Source organism: Mycobacterium florentinum, assembly GCF_010730355.1.
GTDB classification, from domain to species: Bacteria; Actinomycetota; Actinomycetes; order Mycobacteriales; family Mycobacteriaceae; genus Mycobacterium; species Mycobacterium florentinum.
In genome coordinates, this window is record NZ_AP022576.1 from 4,856,349 (window position 1) to 4,875,298 (window position 18,950).

Below are 18,950 nucleotides of genomic sequence, written 5' to 3' on the forward strand. Positions count from 1 at the left end.
ATCACTTTGTGGTGACGACGAATCCGTGGATGATCGTGTCGATGTCGGTCGACTGCGCGGCGGCCTGGTCGGCCAGGCCCGTGATGGTCAGCTGGACGAAGTAGCGCTGCTTGGCCGGCGGCGACCCGGTCGGCAGCACGATTCGGTTCCACGTGTGCAGCCGGGTGCCATTGTCACTGTTGTAACTGCCCTGGATCATCGATGAGGGAAACCCGTTGTAGGGCGCCATCGAAGAGTCCAATTGCTTGAAGTTCTCGAACAGTTGGGCATCGTCGTTGCCGTGCTTGATGACGTCCGCCGGGTCGAAGTTCCCGTTCAGGGCGAACACCACCAGCCGCGCGGTCGGATACTTCTTGTCCTTGGCCAGGATCACCGTCTCGGGCGCGATATGCGGATCGGTGAATGGCGACCAGCCCGGTGGCGTCGGTATCGACACCTTCAAATCGGTCAGGGCGCTCGGCGCCACCTGCTTGCCGGTCACGCCGATGCTGTTCAGATACTGCGACAGGGGGACCGGCTTCTCGACTGTGGTGGTGGTCGTGGCGGTCGAACTCGTCGTCCAGACTGATTGGTAATCAGGAGCTTTCGGCCCGCAAGCAACCGCGAACACCGGCAGCGCGGCGAACGCGACAGCGGCCGCGAGCCGTCTCACAGAATCTCGTGGACCGCGTCGATCGGACGGGCCAGCCGGGTGCCCTTCGCGGTCACGACAAACGGGCGCTCGATCAGGATGGGATGCTCGGCCATCGCGTCGAGTAGTTGATCATCCGTCGCATCGGCGAGATTGAGTTCGGCATATAGCGATTCACGCTTACGCACTGCGGTGCGCACATCGATGCCCGCGTCGCGGATCATCTTCACCAGCTCGGCGCGTGACGGCGGAGTCTTGAGGTACTGGATCACGGTTGGCTCTAAACCGTTGTCCCGCAACAAATCCAAGGTCTTGCGGGAGGTACTGCATTTGGGGTTGTGATAGATGACAACTTCAGCCATCTAAGCGTCTCCGTCGAATAGCCCTGTGACAGAACCATTTTCGAAGACAGCGCGAATCGTGCTGGCCAGCAGCGGCGCGATCGACAGCACCGTCAGCTGAGGGAAGCGCTTCTCCTCGCCCAGCGGCAGCGTGTTGGTGACGATGACCTCACGGGCGCCGCAGGAGGCCAGCCGCTCGGCGGCCGGGTCCGACAGCACACCATGGGTGGCCGCGACGATCACGTCGGTCGCTCCGTCTTCCACCAACAGCTTCACCGCGCCGGCGATGGTGCCACCGGTGTCGATCATGTCGTCGATCAGCACGCAGGTGCGGCCTTCGACTTCGCCGACGACGCGGTTGGAGACCACCTGGTTAGGCACCCGCGGGTCCCGGGTCTTGTGGATGAAGGCCAGCGGGACGCCGCCCAGCGAGTCGGCCCACTTCTCGGCGATGCGCACCCGGCCGGAGTCGGGGGAGACCACGACCATGTTGCCGTCGGGGTAGTTGTCCTTGATGTAGGTGGTCAGCAGCGTCTGGCCGCGCATGTGGTCGACCGGCCCGTCGAAGAAACCCTGGATCTGGTCGGTGTGCAGGTCGACGGTCACGATTCGGTCGGCGCCCGCGGTCTTGAGCAGGTCGGCGACCAGCCGGGCCGAGATCGGCTCGCGGCCGCGATGCTTCTTGTCCTGGCGGGCGTAGGGATAGAACGGCATCACCGCGGTGATCCGCTTGGCGCTGCCGCGCTTGAGCGCGTCGATCATGATCAGCGCTTCCATCAGCCAGTTGTTGACCGGATCCGGACAGGATTGCAGGACGAAGGCGTCGCACCCGCGCACGGATTCGTTGAAGCGCACGAAGATCTCGCCGTTGGCGAACTCGCGCGCCGTCTGCGCGGTGACGTGGACGTCGAGTTCCTTGGCGACCTGCTCCGCGAGCTCGGGGTGCGCCCGGCCGGAGAACAGCATCAGATTTTTGCGATTATCGGTCCAGTCGTGGCTCACCGTGCTGCCCCCGCCGTATCGGGATCGAAATTGGAAATGCCATCGTACGTAGCGAATCGTACGGAACGATTGCCGGGTTGCCGGACATCAAATTCATGGTGTCTATTCGGATTCGGACGGCCCGGTGGCGGTCGCGGATTGCTGGGCCGCCTTATCCGCGGCTTCCGCGGCGGCACTGCCTGGACGTTTCCGTTGCACCCAGTTCTCGATGTTGCGTTGCGGGCCCGCCGAAACTGCCAGCGCTCCCGGCGGCACGTCCTCACGCAACACCGTGCCCGCCCCGGTGTAGGCGCCGTCGCCGACGGTCACCGGCGCGACGAACATCGTGTCCGAGCCGGTGCGGACGTGCGAGCCGACCGTCGTGCGCCGCTTGGTCGTGCCGTCGTAGTTGACGAACACGCTGGACGCCCCGATGTTGCTGTGCTCGCCGATGTCGGCGTCGCCGACGTAGGTCAGGTGCGGCACCTTGGTGCCGGTCCCGATGTTGGCGTTCTTGACCTCGACGAAGGCTCCGAGCTTGCCGTCGGCGCCCAGCACCGTGCCGGGCCGCAGGAAGGTGAACGGGCCGACGGTGGCGCCGCTGCCGATCGCCGCCGAGTCCCCGTGCGTCCGGATCACCGATGCGCCGTCGCCGACGGTGACGTCGGTCAGCGTGGTGTCCGGGCCGACGACACAGCCGCCCCCGATCTGGGTGCGGCCGAGCAGCTGGGTCCCGGGATGCACGACGGTGTCGCGGCCGATCGTCACGTCGACGTCGATCCAGGTGGTGGCCGGATCGATCACGGTCACCCCCGCCGTCTGGTGGGCGGCGACGATGCGGCGGTTGAGTTCGGCGCCGATCGCGGCGAGCTGGACGCGGTTGTTCACGCCGGCCACCAGCGCGCTGTCGTCGACGTGCCGGGCGTGCACGGGCCGGCCGTCGCCGCGCAGGATGGCGATGACGTCGGTCAGGTACAGCTCTTGCTGGGCGTTGTTGGAGCTGAGCCGGCCCAGCGCCGACCGCAGCGCGGCGACGTCGAAGGCGTAGACGCCGGCGTTGACCTCGCCGATCTTGCGCTGGGACGCGCTCGCGTCGGCTTCCTCGACGATCGCCATCACTTCGTCGTCCTGGGTGCGCAGGATGCGGCCATAGCCGAACGGGTCGGGCAGCGTGGTGGTCAGCACGGTCGCCGCGGCCGACATCGTGTTGTGGGTGGCGATCAGATCGGCCAGCGTGTCGGAATCCAGCAGCGGGGTATCGCCGGAGGTGATCACGACGACGCCGGCGTAGTCCTCCGGCAGCGCGGACAGGCCGCAGAGGGCGGCGTGGCCGGTGCCGCGCGGACGATCCTGCAGCGCGACGTCGATAGGACGGCCGAGGGCGTCGGCGAGCTCGGCGACGATCGGCGCGATGCGCTGGTGTTCATGGCCTAGCACCACGATCAGATGCTGCGGCGCCACCTTGGCGATCGCGTGCAGCGAATGCGACAACATGCTGCGGCCGGCCAGCGTGTGCAGCACCTTCGGGGTGTCCGAGCGCATCCGGGTGCCGGGCCCGGCCGCTAACACCACGACCGCAGTGTCACCGCGAAACGACATCGATTCTCCTCGTGCTGTGTCCCACGCGAGGCGGACCGCCGCAGCGCCGCCACGTCGTCAAGACTGTCATTTCACCTGCACCGGTGGCAAAAATCTCACACGCCGTGCCCTTGGTAAGACATGCACCCGAAGCTCCGTCGCCAGGACTCGAACCTGAACTATCTGAACCAAAATCAGAGGTGCTGCCGATTACACCACGACGGACTGCAGATCACGGCCGGTGGCGGCTAACGCCAACCGCGCCACCAAGACTTTAGTCTGACGACGATGCGGACCGCTCGCGGACCGTGGGGCACCACCCGCTGGCGGGGGAGAGTCGGACGATTCGACGCAGCCGGTGCGCGGGCCGTTGGCGGGGCCCAGGGAAAGTCGGGCAATTTCACCAGGGCAAACGGATACCCTGATGACGTGGCCGCCCCGGATAAAGAAGTACGCGCCCCCCGCGCGCGGATGACCGGCACCGAGCGCCGACACCAACTCATCGGCATCGCGCGCTCGCTGTTCGCCGAACGCGGATACGAGGGCACCTCGATCGAGGAGATCGCGCAACGCGCCAACGTGTCCAAACCGGTCGTCTACGAACACTTCGGCGGCAAGGAGGGCCTGTACGCCGTCGTCGTCGACCGTGAGATGTCGGCGCTGCTGGACGGCATCACCTCGTCGCTGACCAACAACCGGTCCCGGGTGCGGGTCGAGCGAGTCGCCCTGGCGTTGCTCACCTACGTCGAGGAACGCACCGACGGTTTCCGGATCATGATCCGCGACTCGCCCGCCTCGATCAGCGCCGGCACCTATTCCAGCCTGCTCAACGACGCCGTCAGCCAGGTCAGTTCGATCCTGGCCGGCGACTTCGCCCGCCGCGGCCTGGATCCGGACTTGGCGCCGCTGTACGCCCAGGCGTTGGTGGGCTCGGTGTCGATGACCGCGCAGTGGTGGCTCGACACCCGCGAGCCCAAGAAGGAAGTCGTGGCCGCGCACCTGGTCAACCTGATGTGGAACGGCCTGACTCATCTGGAATCCGACCCCCGGCTGCAGGACGAGTAAGCCTCTGGCTTCGAGGACGCCGCGAGCGTAACGCCAGGGCGGTATTTGGCCCGATTTTTCGCCGTGGCGTTACGCTCGGCGATCAATCAGGCCACATTCAACCGCAGTCGCGTGACATCAGGTCGGCGACCGTCTCGCGGCGAACCAGTTGGCGGACCCGGCCGTCCTTGATGGCCACCAGCGGCGGCCGGCACACCATGTTGTAGTTCGACGCCATGCTGTGGTGATACGAGCCGGTGCACGCCACGGCCAGCAGGTCGCCGGGATGCAGGTCCACCGGCAGTTCGATATCGCGGGCGATCTCGTCGCCCGCCTCACAGTGCCGGCCGGCGACCGTGACCCGCTGCTTGGGGCCCACCGAGTGACGGTTGGCCAGCGTGACCGTGTACTGCGCGCCGTACAACGACACCCGCGGGTTGTCGCTCATGCCGCCGTCGACCGCGACGAAGGTGCGACCACCCGGCTGTGTCTTGACGGAGCAGACGCGATACAGCGTCACGCCGGCCCGGCCGCTGATGGCGCGACCGGGTTCCACGACCAGGGTCGGCCGCGGGAAATGCTCGGCGGCGCAGGCCTCGTCCAGCGCGTCTTCGATGACGACGGTCAGGTCGTCGATGTCGAGTTCGCGATCGCCCGGGACATAGGGGATCGCGTGGCCGCCGCCGATGTTCAGCTCGGTGAGGATGACGCCGTGCCGGGCGCGGATGTCGGCCATCGCGGCGATCATCCGGTGAATGGCCTCGCCGTACAGCGCGGCGTCGGTGACCTGCGAGCCGATGTGGCAGTGCAGCCCGACCAGGTCGAGGATCGGGTGCGCCAGCACCCGCTTCACCGCGTCGGCGGCATGATCCTGCGCAAGGGTGAACCCGAATTTCTGGTCGCTGATGCCGGTGGTCACCGCGCGGTGACCGTGGATGTCGATGTCCGGGGTGACCCGGATGAGCACCGGCTGGCTCTTGCGGGCGCAGCCCGCCAGGTAGGCGATCTCGATGTTGGAGTCCAGCACGACGCGACCGACCCCGGCATTGACCGCGTCCTGCAGCTCGTCGGGCGATTTCGCGTTGCCGTGCATGATGATCCGGGCCGGGTCCACACCGCCGGCCAGCGCCACGGCCAGCTCACCGGCCGAGCAGACGTCGACGCCCAGGCCTTCCTCGCGGGCCCAGCGTGCCACTGCCGTTGTCAGCAGCGACTTTCCGGCGTAGACGATCTCGACGCCGCGCAGCACCTTGCGGTAGCGGCGGGCCCGGTACCGGAAGTCGGTTTCGTCGATGACGTAGGTGGGCGTGTGGAACTCGTCGGCGATATCCGACAGCGGGACGTCGCCGATGCAGAGCCGGCCTTCCTCGTCGGAATGTGTAGTGACAGGCCAGATCGCGGGATCCAGCCGTCGGGGGGCCGCCCGACCAATGGAGGGCAGCATGTCAAGCAATGTCATGACTTCAAAGTGCGCCCGGCCAGGGCACGACGGCGTGATCCTTACGATCCTTTGACGGCCCCGGGGGCAATATTGACGTTGTTCGGCGCACCTAGAATGGGTGCATCATGACCGCACCGGGGCCTGCTCGCCCAGAAACCCCGATCGCGGGGCTCGTTGATTTGGCGCTGACGGCGCCCACCTTCTCCCAGCTCGCCGAGAACGCCGCTGCTCGGCCCGCCGAAATGAACCTGGTCGGCCCGGCCAGCGCCCGCTTGTTCGTGGCCAGCGCGCTGGCACAGCAGGGTTCCCTGCTGGTGGTCACCGCCACCGGGCGCGAGGCCGACGACCTCGCCGCCGAGCTGCGCGGAGTTTTCGGCAGTGCGGTGGCCGTCTTCCCGTCCTGGGAGACGCTGCCGCACGAGCGGCTCTCGCCCGGCGTCGACACCGTGGGCGCCCGCCTGATGGTGCTGCGCCGGCTGGCCCACCCCGACGACACTCGGCTGGGCCCGCCGCTGCGGGTACTGGTGACCGCGGCGCGCTCGCTGCTGCAGCCGATGGCCCCGCGCTTGGGCCATCAGGAGCCGGTCACCCTGCGCGTCGGCGAGGAGATCGGCTTCGAGGACGTGATTGCCCGGCTGGTCGCGCTGGCCTACACCCGGGTCGACATGGTCGGCAGGCGCGGCGAATTCGCGGTGCGCGGCGGCATTCTCGACGTCTTCGCGCCCACCGCCGAACACCCGGTGCGCATCGAGTTCTGGGGCGACGAGGTCAGCGAGATGCGGATGTTCTCGGTCGCCGATCAGCGCTCCATCCCGGAGATCGAGATCGAGACGCTCGTCGCGGTCGCCTGCCGCGAGCTGCTGCTGACCGACGACGTGCGGGCGCGGGCCGCCGAGTTGGTGGCGCAACACCCGCCGGGTGAGAACGCGATCACCGGCAGCGCCACCGACATGCTGGCCAAGCTGGCCGAAGGCATTCCGGTCGACGGCATGGAGGCGCTGCTTCCCGTCCTGAAGCCCGACGACCACGCGCTGCTGGTCGAACAGCTGGCCGAGGGGACGCCGGTGTTGTTGTGCGACCCGGAAAAGGTGCGGACCAGGGCCGCCGATCTGATCAAGACCGGCCGTGAATTCCTGGAGGCGTCCTGGTCGGTGGCCGCGATGGGGACCGACGCTCCCGTCGATGTCGAGCAGTTGGGCGGGTCGGGCTTCGCGGAGCTCGACGATGTGCAGGCCGCCGCGGACCGGACCGGGCATCCGTGGTGGACGTTGAGCCAGCTGTCCGACGAGGCGGCGGTGGAGCTCGACGTCCGGGCGGCGCCGTCGGCGCGCGGACATCAGCACGACATCGAGGGCATCTTCGCGATGCTGCGCGCCCACGTCTTGACCGGCGGATACGGCGTGATCGTCGCGCCGGGCGCCGGCACCGCCCACCGTGTCGTGGAGCGGCTGGCCGAATCCGATACTCCCGCAGCGATGCTGGAATGCGGCGCGGCGCCCAAGCCCGGCGTGGTCGGGGTGCTCAAGGGTCCGCTGCACGGCGGCGTGGTGATCCCCGGCGCCAACCTGGTCGTCATCACCGAGGCCGATCTGACCGGCAGCCGGGCCACTGCCGTCGACGGCAAGCGCCTGGCGGCCAAGCGGCGCAACACCGTCGACCCACTGGCGCTGACCGCGGGCGACCTGGTGGTCCACGACCAGCACGGCATCGGGCGGTTCGTGGAGATGGTTGAGCGCACCGTCGGCGGCGCCCGGCGCGAGTACCTGGTACTGGAATACGCCTCGAGCAAGCGGGGACAGGCGGCCGACAAGCTGTATGTCCCGATGGACTCGCTGGATCAGCTCTCCAGATATGTCGGCGGGCAGGCGCCGGCGCTGAGCAAACTCGGCGGCAGCGACTGGACCAACACCAAGACCAAGGCGCGGCGCGCGGTGCGCGAGATCGCCGGCGAGCTGGTGTCGCTGTACGCCAAGCGGCAGGCCAGCGCCGGGCACGCGTTCGCGCCGGACACCCCCTGGCAGGCCGAAATGGAGGACGCGTTCGGTTTCACCGAGACCGTCGACCAGCTGACCGCGATCACCGAGGTCAAGTCCGATATGGAAAAGCCGATCCCGATGGACCGGGTGATCTGCGGCGACGTCGGCTACGGCAAGACCGAGATCGCGGTACGGGCGGCGTTCAAGGCCGTGCAGGACGGCAAACAGGTCGCGGTGCTGGTGCCCACCACGCTGCTGGCCGACCAGCATCTGCAGACCTTCACCGACCGGATGGCCGGCTTCCCGGTGACGGTCAAGGGGCTGTCCCGATTCACCGACCCGAGCGAGTCCCGCACCGTGATCGACGGCATGGCCGACGGGTCGGTCGACATCGTGATCGGCACCCACCGCCTCCTGCAGACCGGCGTGCGCTGGAAGGACCTGGGCCTGGTCGTGGTCGACGAGGAGCAGCGGTTCGGCGTCGAGCACAAGGAGCACATCAAGTCGCTGCGCACCCACGTCGACGTGCTGACCATGAGCGCCACCCCGATCCCGCGCACCCTGGAGATGAGCCTGGCCGGGATCCGCGAGATGTCGACGATCCTGACACCGCCCGAGGAGCGCTACCCGGTGCTGACGTATGTCGGACCGCAAGAGGAAAAACAGATCGCCGCCGCGCTGCGCCGCGAGCTGTTGCGCGACGGGCAGGCCTTCTACGTGCACAACCGGGTCAGCTCCATCGACGCCACCGCGGCCCGGGTGCGCGAGCTGGTGCCCGAGGCGCGGGTCGTCGTCGCCCACGGGCAGATGCCCGAGGACCTACTGGAACGCACCGTCGAGGGATTCTGGAACCGCGAGCACGACATCCTGGTGTGCACCACGATCGTGGAGACCGGCCTGGACATCTCCAACGCGAACACGCTGATCGTCGAACGTGCCGACACCTTCGGGCTGTCCCAGCTGCACCAGCTGCGCGGGCGGGTCGGCCGCAGCCGCGAGCGCGGCTACGCCTACTTCCTGTACCCGCCGCAGGTGCCGCTGACCGAGACGGCCTACGACCGGTTGGCGACCATCGCGCAGAACAACGAGCTGGGCGCCGGTATGGCGGTCGCGCTCAAGGACCTCGAGATCCGCGGCGCCGGCAACGTGCTGGGAGTCGAGCAGTCCGGGCACGTCGCCGGGGTGGGCTTCGACCTCTATGTGCGGTTGGTGGGTGAGGCGGTCGAAGCGTACCGGGCCGCCGCCGACGGCCAAACGGTCTTCAGCCCCCAAGAGCCCAAGGATGTGCGCATCGACCTCCCCGTGGACGCGCACCTGCCGCCGGACTACATCGCCAGTGATCGCCTGCGGCTGGAGGGCTATCGGCGCCTGGCGGCCGCGCCCGACGATGCGGCCGTCGACGCCGTTGTCGAGGAGCTCACCGACCGCTACGGGGCGCTGCCCGAACCGGCCCTGCGGCTGGTCGCCGTGGCACGGTTGCGGCTGCTGTGCCGCGCCTCCGGCATCACCGAAGTGTCGGCCCCATCTGCGGCGACGGTGCGGCTGTCACCGATCACGCTGCTAGATTCTGCGCAGGTGCGGCTCAAGCGGATGTATCCGGCCGCTAACTACCGCGCCACCACGTCCACGGTGCAGGTTCCGATTCCGCGAGCCGGCGGCGTGGGCGCGCCGCGGCTTCGCGATGTCGAGTTGGTGCAGATGGTGGCCAACTTGGTGACGGCCCTGCAAGGGAAACCGCAGCAAGAAATTGGTATAACGAGTTCGTCACCGCCGCGCGACGGCGATGCGGGCCGCAAATCGGCCGGCTGAGCAGTCGGCCAACGGATCCGGCGATGACCAGGGAGGAGCGACAAGCGCGATGATCGTCGTCTTGTTCGACCCCCGCCGTCCGTCGCTGGTGCCCCTCCAGGCGATCGAGCACCTCACCGGCGAGGTCCAATACACCGAGGAGATGCCCGTCGCGGTGCCCTGGTCGCTGTCGTCGGCGCGTCCGGTGGACACCGGGGACGACGCGCCGGTGTTGCTGTCGTCGGACCCCGACCACCCCGCCGTGACCGCGCGGTTGGCCGCCGGAGCCCGGTTGATCTCGGCGCCGGACACGCCGCGCGGTGAACGACTGGTCGATGCCGTGGCGATGATGGACAAACTGCGCACCGCCGGGCCGTGGGAAAGCGAGCAAACCCACGACTCGCTGCGCCGGTTCCTGCTCGAGGAGACCTACGAGCTGCTGGACGCGGTCCGCAGCGGCAATGCCGAGCAGCTGTGCGAAGAACTCGGCGACGTGTTGCTGCAGGTGCTCTTCCACGCCCGCATCGCCGAGGAGGCGCGCCAGTTCCCGTTCGACATCGACGACGTCGCCGCCACGCTGATGCGCAAGCTGGGCAACAGGGTGCCGGGAGTGCTTGCGGGCCAATCGATTTCACTCGAAGAACAGCTGGCCCAATGGGAAGAGCGTAAGGCCGCCGAAAAGCCCCGCAATTCGGTGATGGATGACGTCCATACCGGTCAGCCGGCCTTGGCGCTGGCGCAGAAGGTGCTTGGGCGCGCGCACGCGGCCGGGCTGCCCGCCGACCTGATACCCGCCGAGATCACCTCGATCACGGTGTTCAGCGACGTCGACGCGGAAAGTTTCCTGCGCACAGCGGTTTTGGAGTTTGTTGACACGGTTCGTGCGGTGGAACGCTCGATCGCCGCCACCCGCCGCGGGGACAGCGTGCCCGAGGAGTTCGACGTGGCTCCGCTGGGTGAGGTCACCGAGCAGGAGTGGCGCGAGCACTGGCCATCCGACGCGGCGCCCGACATCGAGGCCGAGGAATCCGACGGTGCCGACGACGCGGTCGCCGAGGACGCCGCCGAGGACGAGGAATCCGACGGTGCCGACGACGCGGTCGCCGAGGACGCCGACGAGGACGGCGACGGGTCCGAAGACGACGAGGACGGCGAGTCCGGCAAGGAGTCCAAGAAGTCCGGCAAAGGCTCCAAGCGGAGCCGAGACCGAGGCTGATGCCGATTTAGATCGCGCTCGCGGATTTGTCGATCAGCGATCGCCGCGATGTTTGCCGTTTTGCGTGGTCACGACGGGTAATGTGGCTTGTGAGTTGGTGAATCCGGGTGCTCGGCATTGTTCTCGCTTTGCTAGCCACGGCGGGTGGCAGCTAAGTGAGAAAGCAGCCGAAACCGGAGTATCCCGGCTCGACGTAACCGGCCACGGCGAAAGGTCATGGGACGATAATCAGTGGGTGACGTTGGTGTAGGGGAAGTTAAGGGGAACGTGGTGTCGCCGAGGCGTTGGTTGCGGGCGGCCGCCGTGATCGGCGCGACCGCGATGCTCCTGGCCTCCAGCTGTACCTGGCAACTGAGCCTCTTCATCCCCGCCGGCGTGCCCCCGCCGTTCGGCGATCCGGTGCCGGCGGTGAACACCCACGCCAGCGGCCGTCCCGCGGACCAGTTGCGGCCGTGGGCGCTGCCCCGCGCCGCGGCCCTGGAGATCCCGGTCATCGCATTGGAGGCCTACGCGTACGCCGCCCGGGTCGCCGAGGTGGAAAACCCGAAGTGCCATATCGCGTGGACCACGCTGGCGGGCATCGGGCAGGTCGAGAGCCACCACGGCACCTATCGCGGCGCGACACTGTCGCCGAATGGGGATGTGAGTCCACCCATCCGGGGTGTGCAGCTGGACGGCAGCGGCGGCAACCTGCGCATTGTCGACGCCGCGCAAGACACCACCGACAGCCAGCCCGCGATCGCGCGTGCGATGGGCCCGATGCAGTTCATCCCCGAGACGTGGCGGTTGTACGGGGTCGACGCGCACAACGACGGCCGGCTGAGCCCGGACAACATCGACGACGCCGCCCTGGCGGCGGCGGGTTACTTGTGCTGGCGTGGAAAGGATCTCGCGACGGCGCGGGGCTGGGTCACCGCGCTGCGGGCCTACAACAACTCCGGCGTCTACGCGCGCGCGGTGCGCGACTGGGCGACCGCTTATGCGGCGGGTCACCCGCTGTAGCAGGATGAATCGCTGAGCCAGGCTTTACGCTAAAGGCCGGCCCGGGACAAGCATCCGCTACTAAATACGTTGAGGCAAGGAGATCCTAGTGCCGATTATCGAGCAGGTCGGGGCCCGCGAGATCCTCGATTCCCGAGGTAACCCGACCGTCGAGGTCGAGATAGCCCTGATCGACGGAACCTTCGCCCGCGCGGCGGTGCCGTCCGGCGCGTCGACCGGAGAGCACGAGGCCGTCGAGCTGCGCGACGGTGGCGAGCGCTACGGCGGCAAGGGCGTGGACAAGGCGGTGCAGGCCGTACTCGACGAGATCGGCCCGGCCGTGATCGGACTCAACGCCGACGATCAGCGCCTCGTCGACCAGGCGCTGGTGGATCTCGACGGCACGCCCGACAAGTCGCGGCTCGGCGCCAACGCGATCCTGGGTGTGTCGCTGGCCGTCGCCAAGGCGGCCGCCGATTCGGCCGAGCTGCCGCTGTTCCGCTATCTCGGCGGGCCGAACGCACACATCCTGCCGGTGCCGATGATGAACATCCTCAACGGTGGCGCCCACGCCGACACCGGGGTCGACGTCCAGGAGTTCATGGTCGCGCCGATCGGCGCGCCGAGCTTCAAGGAGGCGCTGCGCTGGGGTGCCGAGGTGTACCACTCGCTGAAGTCGGTGCTCAAGAAGCAGGGCCTGAGCACCGGGCTGGGCGACGAGGGCGGTTTCGCGCCCGACGTGGCGGGTACCAAGGCGGCGCTGGACCTGATCTTGACGGCGATCGAAGCGACGGGCTTCAAGGCGGGGACCGACGTGGCCCTGGCGCTCGACGTAGCAGCGACCGAATTCTTCACCGAGGGAACGGGTTACAGCTTCGAAAAGGAGACCCGCAGCGCCGAGCAGATGTCGCAGTTCTACGCGGGCCTGCTCGACTCCTACCCGCTGGTGTCGCTTGAGGACCCGCTGTCCGAGGACGACTGGGACGGCTGGGTGTCGTTGACGACGGCCATCGGCGACCGGGTGCAGATCGTCGGCGACGACCTGTTCGTCACCAACCCGGAGCGGCTGGAAGAGGGCATCGAACGCGGCGCCGCCAACGCGCTGCTGGTCAAGGTGAACCAGATCGGCACGCTGACCGAGACGCTCGATGCGGTCGCGCTGGCTCACCACAGCGGCTACCGGACGATGATGAGTCACCGCAGCGGCGAGACCGAGGACACCACGATCGCCGACCTGGCGGTCGCCGTCGGCAGCGGGCAGATCAAGACCGGTGCGCCCGCCCGCAGCGAGCGGGTCGCCAAGTACAACCAGTTGCTGCGCATCGAGGAAGCCCTCGGCGACGCGGCCCGCTACGCCGGCGATCTGGCCTTCCCGCGTTACGCGCTGGATGTGAAATAGCGTGACAGTCAACGGGAAACGCTAGGTCTCGATGCCCGACGCGAAACGGCCAGATCCGAAGCGGCGCTCCCCGGCTTCGCGCCCGGGGAAGGCCGGCGATTCGGTTCGGCGGGGTCGGTCCGCCAAACCGTCGTCCAAGCCGTCGTCGCGCACCTCGAAACTCGCGCAGAACGCCGCGGCGGCCCGGACGACGGCCGAGCACATCGTCGAACCCATCAAGCGGCAGATCGCCGAGTCCGTCGAGCAGCGGTCCGAGCAGCGGATGGGCTTCACCGCCCGGCGCGCGGCGGTGCTGGCCGCGGTGGTCTGCGTGTTGACGCTGACGATCGCGGGCCCGGTGCGCACGTATTTCGCGCAGCGCACCGAGATGTCTCAACTGACGGCCAGTGAGGCGGCGCTGCGCCGGCAGATCGCCGACCTCGAGCAGAAGAAGGTCAAGCTCGCCGACCCGGCCTATATCGCGGCGCAGGCCCGCGAACGGCTGGGGTTCGTGATGCCCGGGGACACGCCGTTCCAAGTCCAGCTTCCGGCGGGCGCGGCGGCGTCCCCGCAGCCGGGCGCCGAGACGGCGAAACCCGCGAGCAACGCGCCGTGGTACTCCTCGCTGTGGCACACCATCGCAGACGCCCCGCACCTGCCGCCGGCCAACGCCACGGCGCCGGCCGAACCCGGGCAGCCCGCGCCGCCGGAATCACCGAAGCCCACGACTCCCGGTGGTTGATCGTGCCGACCTGGAAGCGGTGGCACGCCAGCTCGGTCGCGAGCCCCGCGGTGTGCTTCAGATCGCCTACCGATGTCCCAACGGCGAGCCCGGCGTGGTGAAGACCGCGCCGAAACTTCCTGACGGAACACCGTTTCCGACGTTGTACTACCTGACGCATCCGCTTTTGACTGCGGCCGCCAGCCGGCTGGAGACGACGGGACTGATGCGGGATATGACCGAGCGGTTGGGGACGGATGCCGAATTGGCCGCCGCGTATCGGCGGGCGCACGAGGCGTATCTGGCCGAGCGCGACGCGATCGAACCGCTCGGGACCACGTTCTCGGGCGGCGGCATGCCGGACCGGGTCAAATGCCTGCACGTGCTGATCGCGCATTCGCTGGCCAAGGGGCCCGGGGTCAATCCCTTCGGTGACGAGGCGGTAGCGATGCTGGCCGCCGAGCCGGCGATGGCGGGGGTGCTGGACGGTGAGCTGTGGCGCTGAGAGCGGCCGGAGTCGACTGTGGCACCAACTCGATTCGATTGCTGATCGCCGACGTCTCCGGCGGGCAGCTGCACGACGTGCATCGCGAGACGCGGATCGTGCGGTTGGGCCAGGGCGTGGACGCCACGGGTCAGTTCGCGCCGGAGGCGATCGAGCGGGCCAGGGTCGCGTTGGTCGACTACGCGGAGTTGATGAGAGTCCATCGCGTCGAGCGGGTCCGGATGGTGGCCACCTCGGCCGCGCGCGATGTCAGCAACCGCGACGACTTCTTCGCGATGACGGCCGAGGTGCTGGGCGGCGTGTCAGCCGGTGCGGTGGCCGAGGTGATCACCGGGGCCGAGGAAGCCGAGCTGTCGTTTCGCGGCGCGGTGGGCGAATTAGCAAGCACCCGTCGACCTTTCGTCGTCGTAGACCTGGGCGGCGGCTCAACCGAGATCGTGCTGGGCGCCGACCAGGTGACGGCGAGTTACTCGGCCGACATCGGCTGCGTCCGCTTGACCGAGCGCTGCTTGCACTCCGACCCGCCGACCCGTGCGGAAGTGGATGCGGCGCGCGAGTTCGTGCGTGAACGGCTCGAGCCCGCGCTGCGGGTCGTACCCGTCGAGGAAGCTCGCACCTGGATCGGGCTGGCCGGCACGATGACCACACTGTCGGCGTTGGCTCACAATATGAGCACGTATGATGCTGCGGCCATTCACCTTTCGAGAGTCCCCGGCGACGACCTGCTGTCGGTCTGCGAGCGGTTGATCGGCATGACGCGCGCCCAGCGCGCGGCGCTGCCCCCGATGCACGAGGGCCGGGCCGACGTGATCGGCGGCGGCGCGATCGTGGTGGAAGAACTGGCGCGTGAGCTGCGTGCCCGGGCGGGCATCGACGAACTGACCGTCAGCGAGCACGACATTCTCGACGGCATCGTGCTGTCGATCGCGCACTAGCGCGCCGCAACGTTTTCGATTGTGCTCCCGCGGTTTTCGGTGTGCACTGGCGGCGGCGTCACCCGGCGTGTCGCCGCCCTGGGCGCACACTCGAAACCCTGGGCGCACACTCAACGCCCTGGGTGCACACTCAGCCCTCGAAGCGGTAGCCCATGCCCGATTCGGTCAGCAGGTGTTTGGGATGCGACGGGTCGTCTTCGAGTTTGCGCCGCAGCTGAGCCAGATATACACGCAGGTAATGCGTTTCGGTGGCATACGCCGGGCCCCACACCTCTTTGAGCAATTCCTCGCGGCCGACCAGCTTGCCGCGATTGCGCACCAGCACCTCGAGCATGCCCCACTCGGTCGGGGTGAGGTGCACCTCGGCACCGCTCTTGGTGACCTTTTTGGCGGCCAGATCGACGGTGAATGCCTCGGTTTCGACCACCGGCTCGTCCATCTCGGAAGCCGCGGCATTGCGGCGCACCGCGGCGCGCAGCCGAGCCAGAAACTCGTCCATCCCAAACGGTTTCGTGACGTAGTCGTCGGCCCCGGCGTCTAGCGCCTCGACCTTGTCCGACGAATCGGTGCGCGCGGACAGCACGATCACCGGCGACGTCAGCCACCCGCGCAGACCGGCGAGCACCTCGATGCCCGAGATGTCGGGCAGGCCGAGGTCGAGGATCACCACGTCGGGTTTGTGTTCGGCCGCGGCGCGCAGGGCGCCGGCACCGGTTGCCGCGGTGACGACCTCGTAGCCGCGCACCGACAGGTTGATACGCAGCGCACGCAGGATGTGCGGCTCGTCGTCGATCACCAAGACCTTGGTCATTGGCGCCGCTCCTCCTCATCGCTGCGCTCTGCATCGTCGTCGGCGCGAGTCATGAGACACCAATCGGTTGCGGTGGTGCCGCCAAGTCTACGACGACGGTGAGTCCACCCCCGGGAGTGTCGCCCGCCGCGATGTTGCCGCCCATGGCTTCGACGAAACCGCGCGCCACCGACATCCCCAGTCCCACACCGGTGGTGTTGTCGTGATCGCCCAGTCGCTGAAAGGGTTCGAACAGCTGCTCCTCGCCACCGTGCGGGATTCCCGGGCCTTCGTCGATGACGTTGATCAGGACCCGATCGCCGACCCGCCCCGCGTTGACCCTCACCACGCAGTTGGGCGCGTATCGCAGCGCGTTGTCGATCAGATTGGCAAGAACCCGTTCCAGCAGCCCGGCGTCGGCCATCGCCACGGCGTCACCCACGTCGACCTTGACGCGGTCGATCGCCGACCGGTAGAAGCCGGTGGCGCCCTTGCCAATACTGACCAGTGCGCGTTGCACCGTCTCTTCCAGATACACCTGGCGCAGATCCGGGCGGACCACGCCGGCGGCCAGCCGCGACGAATCCAGCAGATTGCCCACCAATGCGGTGAGCTGGTCGATCGACTCCTCAATGGTGGCCAGCAATTCCGCGGTGTCCTCGGGGGAGAACGCGACGTCTTCGGCACGCAAACTGGACGCCGCGACCTTGGCCGCCGCCAGTGGCGTCCGCAGGTCATGGCTGACCGCCGAGAGCAGCGAGCGGCGCAGCTCGTCGGCCCGCACGATGGCCTCGGTGCGGCTGGCCTCCTCGGCCAGCTCGCGCTGCCGGACAAGACCCGCCGCCTGCTTGGCCACCGCGGTCAACACCCGGCGATCGCGGGCCGAGAGCTTGCGGCCCGCCATCAGCATCCAGAACTCGTCGTCACCGACCTCGATCGCAGTGTCGGCGGAATCGACGGTCACACAAGGATCTTTGCCCACGCAGGCGACGATGTAGCCCTTCTTGCCGCTGGCCCGCTCTTCGTCGCCGGGCTCGCGCAACATGCTGACCGCGCGCTGTGAGTACGTCTCACGCACCCGCTCGAGCAGCGTGTCGAGGTCGGCGCCGCGCAGCACCGATCCGGCGAACAGCGTCAGCAACTCGGCCTCTTGGGAGGCCAGCCGGGCTTCCCGGGCCCGCTTGGCGGCGAAGTCGACGAGCACCGCGACCGCGACCGCGATCAGCAGCAGCACCAATTCGGTGATGGCGTTGTTGGGTTCGGCGATCGTGAAGCTGTGCCGCGGCGCGATCAGGTAGTAGTTCAGCAGCAGTCCGGACAGCACCGCCGAAAGAGCGGCCGGCGCAACGCCTCCCAGCAGGCCCACCAGCAGCACGCCGACGAAGAACAGCGCACTTTCCCCGCCGGTGTCCAGATACGGGTCGAGCGTCGTCACGTTGACCGCGCAGATGGCGGGCGGGACGATGGCGGCGGCCAGCCAGGACGCGATGCGTCGGTCGCGCGGCGCCAGCGACGCCATCCGAAAGCCGCGTTTGGACTCCTCGTGCGTGACGATGTGCACGTCGATCTTGCCCGATTGCTGGACAACGGTGGTGCCGATGCCCTCATCGAATATTCGTGCCCACCGCGATCGGCGCGAGCTGCCGATCGCCAACTGGGTGGCGTTCATCTCGCGAGCGAAATCCAGTAAGGCGCCGGGTACGTCGTCGCCGACGACGGTGTGCACCGAGGCGTCCAGGCTGCTCGCCAGGTCGCGGATCTTGGCCATCCGGGTCTCGGACAGGCCGGCCAACCCGTCGCCGCGAACCACGTGCACGACCATCAGCTCGGCGCTGGATTTCGACGCGATCCGGGATGCTCGGCGTACCAACGTTTCCGACTCGGGTCCACCCGTGATCGCCACCACGACGCGCTCGCGCGCCTCCCACATGTCGGTGATCTTGTTCTCGGCGCGGTACTTGGCCAGCGCGGTATCGACCTGGTCGGCCAGCCACAGCAGCGCCAATTCCCTTAGCGCGGTGAGGTTTCCGCGACGGAAGTAGTTCGACAGCGCGGCGTCGATCTTTTCCGAAGCGTAGACATTGCCATGGGAAAGCCTGCGCTGCAGCGCCTCCGGCGTGATATCGATGAGCTCGACCTGGGCGGCTTCTCGCACAATCGAATCCGGGATCGTCTCCTTCTGCTCGATCCCGGTGATCTGCGCGACGACATCGTTGAGGCTTTCCAGATGCTGGATGTTGACCGTGGAGATCACGGTGATACCGGCCGCGAGCAACTCCTCGACGTCTTGACAGCGCTTCTGGTTTTTGCTTCCGGGTGTATTGGTGTGGGCTAGTTCGTCGACCAGAACCACTTGCGGATGCCGCGCCAGCACCGCCGGCACGTCGAGTTCGGGAAAGCTGCCAGCGCGGTATTCGATGAAACGCGGCGGGATGATTTCGATGCCTTCCAGCATCTGCGCCGTCTTGGCCCGGCCATGGGTCTCCACCACGGCGGCCACCAGATCGGTGCCACGCTCCAAGCGCCGGTGTGCTTCGCCGAGCATCGCGTACGTCTTACCGACACCCGGAGCCGCACCGAGGTAGATGCGTAGCTCCCCGCGCTTGGGATGGTGGTCCGCGACGGTCACGTCAACCATCATCCC

The 18,950-nt window shown here is 67.9% G+C and carries 15 protein-coding genes and 1 tRNA gene; 8 read left to right on the forward strand and 8 right to left on the reverse strand.

Going from position 1 to position 18,950, the window contains the following annotated elements; translation table 11 throughout:
- Position 1: 1 nt before the first annotated feature.
- The 5 genes from G6N55_RS23115 to G6N55_RS23135 all read right to left on the reverse strand — a co-directional run bounded on the left by G6N55_RS23115 (position 2) and on the right by G6N55_RS23135 (position 3,756).
- Positions 2-652: an LpqN/LpqT family lipoprotein gene (locus tag G6N55_RS23115; protein ID WP_085219735.1), complete on the reverse strand. Its 651-nt coding sequence runs from the start codon at positions 650-652 to the stop codon at positions 2-4.
- Complete coding sequence (arsC, locus tag G6N55_RS23120; RefSeq protein WP_085219733.1) at positions 649-993, reverse strand: arsenate reductase (glutaredoxin); 345 nt, start codon at positions 991-993, stop codon at positions 649-651. Before arsC ends, G6N55_RS23115 begins: the two co-directional genes overlap by 4 nt.
- A complete protein-coding gene (locus G6N55_RS23125) occupies positions 994-1,974 on the reverse strand; it encodes a ribose-phosphate diphosphokinase (protein WP_085219731.1) in 981 nt (326 codons plus the stop codon).
- A 102-nt stretch (positions 1,975-2,076) separates the two neighbouring features.
- Complete coding sequence (gene glmU, locus G6N55_RS23130) at positions 2,077-3,552, reverse strand: bifunctional UDP-N-acetylglucosamine diphosphorylase/glucosamine-1-phosphate N-acetyltransferase GlmU (RefSeq protein WP_085219729.1); 1,476 nt, start codon at positions 3,550-3,552, stop codon at positions 2,077-2,079.
- Positions 3,553-3,684: 132 nt separating this feature from the next.
- Positions 3,685-3,756: transfer RNA gene (locus G6N55_RS23135), tRNA-Gln, on the reverse strand.
- Between the two features lie 246 nt (positions 3,757-4,002).
- On the opposite strand from G6N55_RS23135, the gene G6N55_RS23140 reads away from it, so the two are divergent.
- Complete coding sequence (locus G6N55_RS23140) at positions 4,003-4,596, forward strand: TetR/AcrR family transcriptional regulator (protein WP_139826646.1); 594 nt, start codon at positions 4,003-4,005, stop codon at positions 4,594-4,596.
- A gap of 97 nt (positions 4,597-4,693) precedes the next feature.
- Here the strand turns inward: G6N55_RS23140 and lysA are convergent, their stop codons facing one another.
- The gene (gene lysA / locus G6N55_RS23145) at positions 4,694-6,034 is read right to left on the reverse strand and encodes a diaminopimelate decarboxylase (RefSeq protein ID WP_085219725.1); all 1,341 of its coding nucleotides are present in this window, start codon (positions 6,032-6,034) and stop codon (positions 4,694-4,696) included.
- Between the two features lie 107 nt (positions 6,035-6,141).
- On the opposite strand from lysA, the gene mfd reads away from it, so the two are divergent.
- From mfd to G6N55_RS23180, 7 genes are all read left to right on the forward strand, one after another.
- Positions 6,142-9,801: a transcription-repair coupling factor gene (gene mfd, locus G6N55_RS23150; RefSeq protein ID WP_085219723.1), complete on the forward strand. Its 3,660-nt coding sequence runs from the start codon at positions 6,142-6,144 to the stop codon at positions 9,799-9,801.
- A gap of 49 nt (positions 9,802-9,850) precedes the next feature.
- Entirely contained in the window at positions 9,851-10,996 is a 1,146-nt protein-coding gene (locus G6N55_RS23155; protein WP_085219888.1) for a nucleoside triphosphate pyrophosphohydrolase, read from the forward strand.
- Positions 10,997-11,266: 270 nt separating this feature from the next.
- Positions 11,267-11,998 carry a lytic transglycosylase domain-containing protein gene (locus tag G6N55_RS23160; protein WP_085219887.1) on the forward strand — a complete coding sequence of 244 codons (732 nt, stop codon included), beginning with the start codon at positions 11,267-11,269 and terminating at the stop codon, positions 11,996-11,998.
- Between the two features lie 88 nt (positions 11,999-12,086).
- Positions 12,087-13,376 carry a phosphopyruvate hydratase gene (gene eno, locus G6N55_RS23165; protein WP_085219721.1) on the forward strand — a complete coding sequence of 430 codons (1,290 nt, stop codon included), beginning with the start codon at positions 12,087-12,089 and terminating at the stop codon, positions 13,374-13,376.
- Positions 13,377-13,407: 31 nt separating this feature from the next.
- On the forward strand, positions 13,408-14,097 hold the full coding sequence (locus G6N55_RS23170) for an FtsB family cell division protein (protein WP_085219719.1): 690 nt from the start codon (positions 13,408-13,410) through the stop codon (positions 14,095-14,097).
- Positions 14,090-14,581, forward strand: coding sequence for a DUF501 domain-containing protein (locus G6N55_RS23175; protein ID WP_085219717.1), 492 nt, complete (start codon positions 14,090-14,092; stop codon positions 14,579-14,581). The genes G6N55_RS23170 and G6N55_RS23175 overlap by 8 nt, the downstream gene beginning before the upstream one ends.
- The gene (locus G6N55_RS23180) at positions 14,572-15,516 is read left to right on the forward strand and encodes a Ppx/GppA phosphatase family protein (RefSeq protein ID WP_085219715.1); all 945 of its coding nucleotides are present in this window, start codon (positions 14,572-14,574) and stop codon (positions 15,514-15,516) included. Before G6N55_RS23175 ends, G6N55_RS23180 begins: the two co-directional genes overlap by 10 nt.
- A 130-nt stretch (positions 15,517-15,646) precedes the next feature.
- Here the strand turns inward: G6N55_RS23180 and G6N55_RS23185 are convergent, their stop codons facing one another.
- Together G6N55_RS23185 and G6N55_RS23190 are read right to left on the reverse strand one after the other, a co-directional pair.
- Positions 15,647-16,327 carry a response regulator gene (locus tag G6N55_RS23185; RefSeq protein WP_085219713.1) on the reverse strand — a complete coding sequence of 227 codons (681 nt, stop codon included), beginning with the start codon at positions 16,325-16,327 and terminating at the stop codon, positions 15,647-15,649.
- Positions 16,328-16,376: 49 nt separating this feature from the next.
- A complete protein-coding gene (locus tag G6N55_RS23190) occupies positions 16,377-18,947 on the reverse strand; it encodes a sensor histidine kinase (protein ID WP_085219711.1) in 2,571 nt (856 codons plus the stop codon).
- Positions 18,948-18,950: the final 3 nt, after the last annotated feature.

Excerpts from the sequence above, each read along its gene's own strand:
- G6N55_RS23170 (WP_085219719.1), top strand. The coding sequence starts at position 13,408 with ATGCCCGACGCGAAACGGCCAGATCCGAAGCGGCGCTCCCCGGCTTCG.
- G6N55_RS23155 (WP_085219888.1), top strand. The coding sequence starts at position 9,851 with ATGATCGTCGTCTTGTTCGACCCCCGCCGTCCGTCGCTGGTGCCCCTC.
- mfd (WP_085219723.1), top strand. The coding sequence starts at position 6,142 with ATGACCGCACCGGGGCCTGCTCGCCCAGAAACCCCGATCGCGGGGCTC.
- glmU (WP_085219729.1), bottom strand. The coding sequence starts at position 3,552 with ATGTCGTTTCGCGGTGACACTGCGGTCGTGGTGTTAGCGGCCGGGCCC.
- G6N55_RS23190 (WP_085219711.1), bottom strand. The coding sequence starts at position 18,947 with ATGATGGTTGACGTGACCGTCGCGGACCACCATCCCAAGCGCGGGGAG.
- G6N55_RS23185 (WP_085219713.1), bottom strand. The coding sequence starts at position 16,327 with ATGACCAAGGTCTTGGTGATCGACGACGAGCCGCACATCCTGCGTGCG.
- lysA (WP_085219725.1), bottom strand. The coding sequence starts at position 6,034 with ATGACATTGCTTGACATGCTGCCCTCCATTGGTCGGGCGGCCCCCCGA.
- G6N55_RS23140 (WP_139826646.1), top strand. The coding sequence starts at position 4,003 with ATGACCGGCACCGAGCGCCGACACCAACTCATCGGCATCGCGCGCTCG.
- arsC (WP_085219733.1), bottom strand. The coding sequence starts at position 993 with ATGGCTGAAGTTGTCATCTATCACAACCCCAAATGCAGTACCTCCCGC.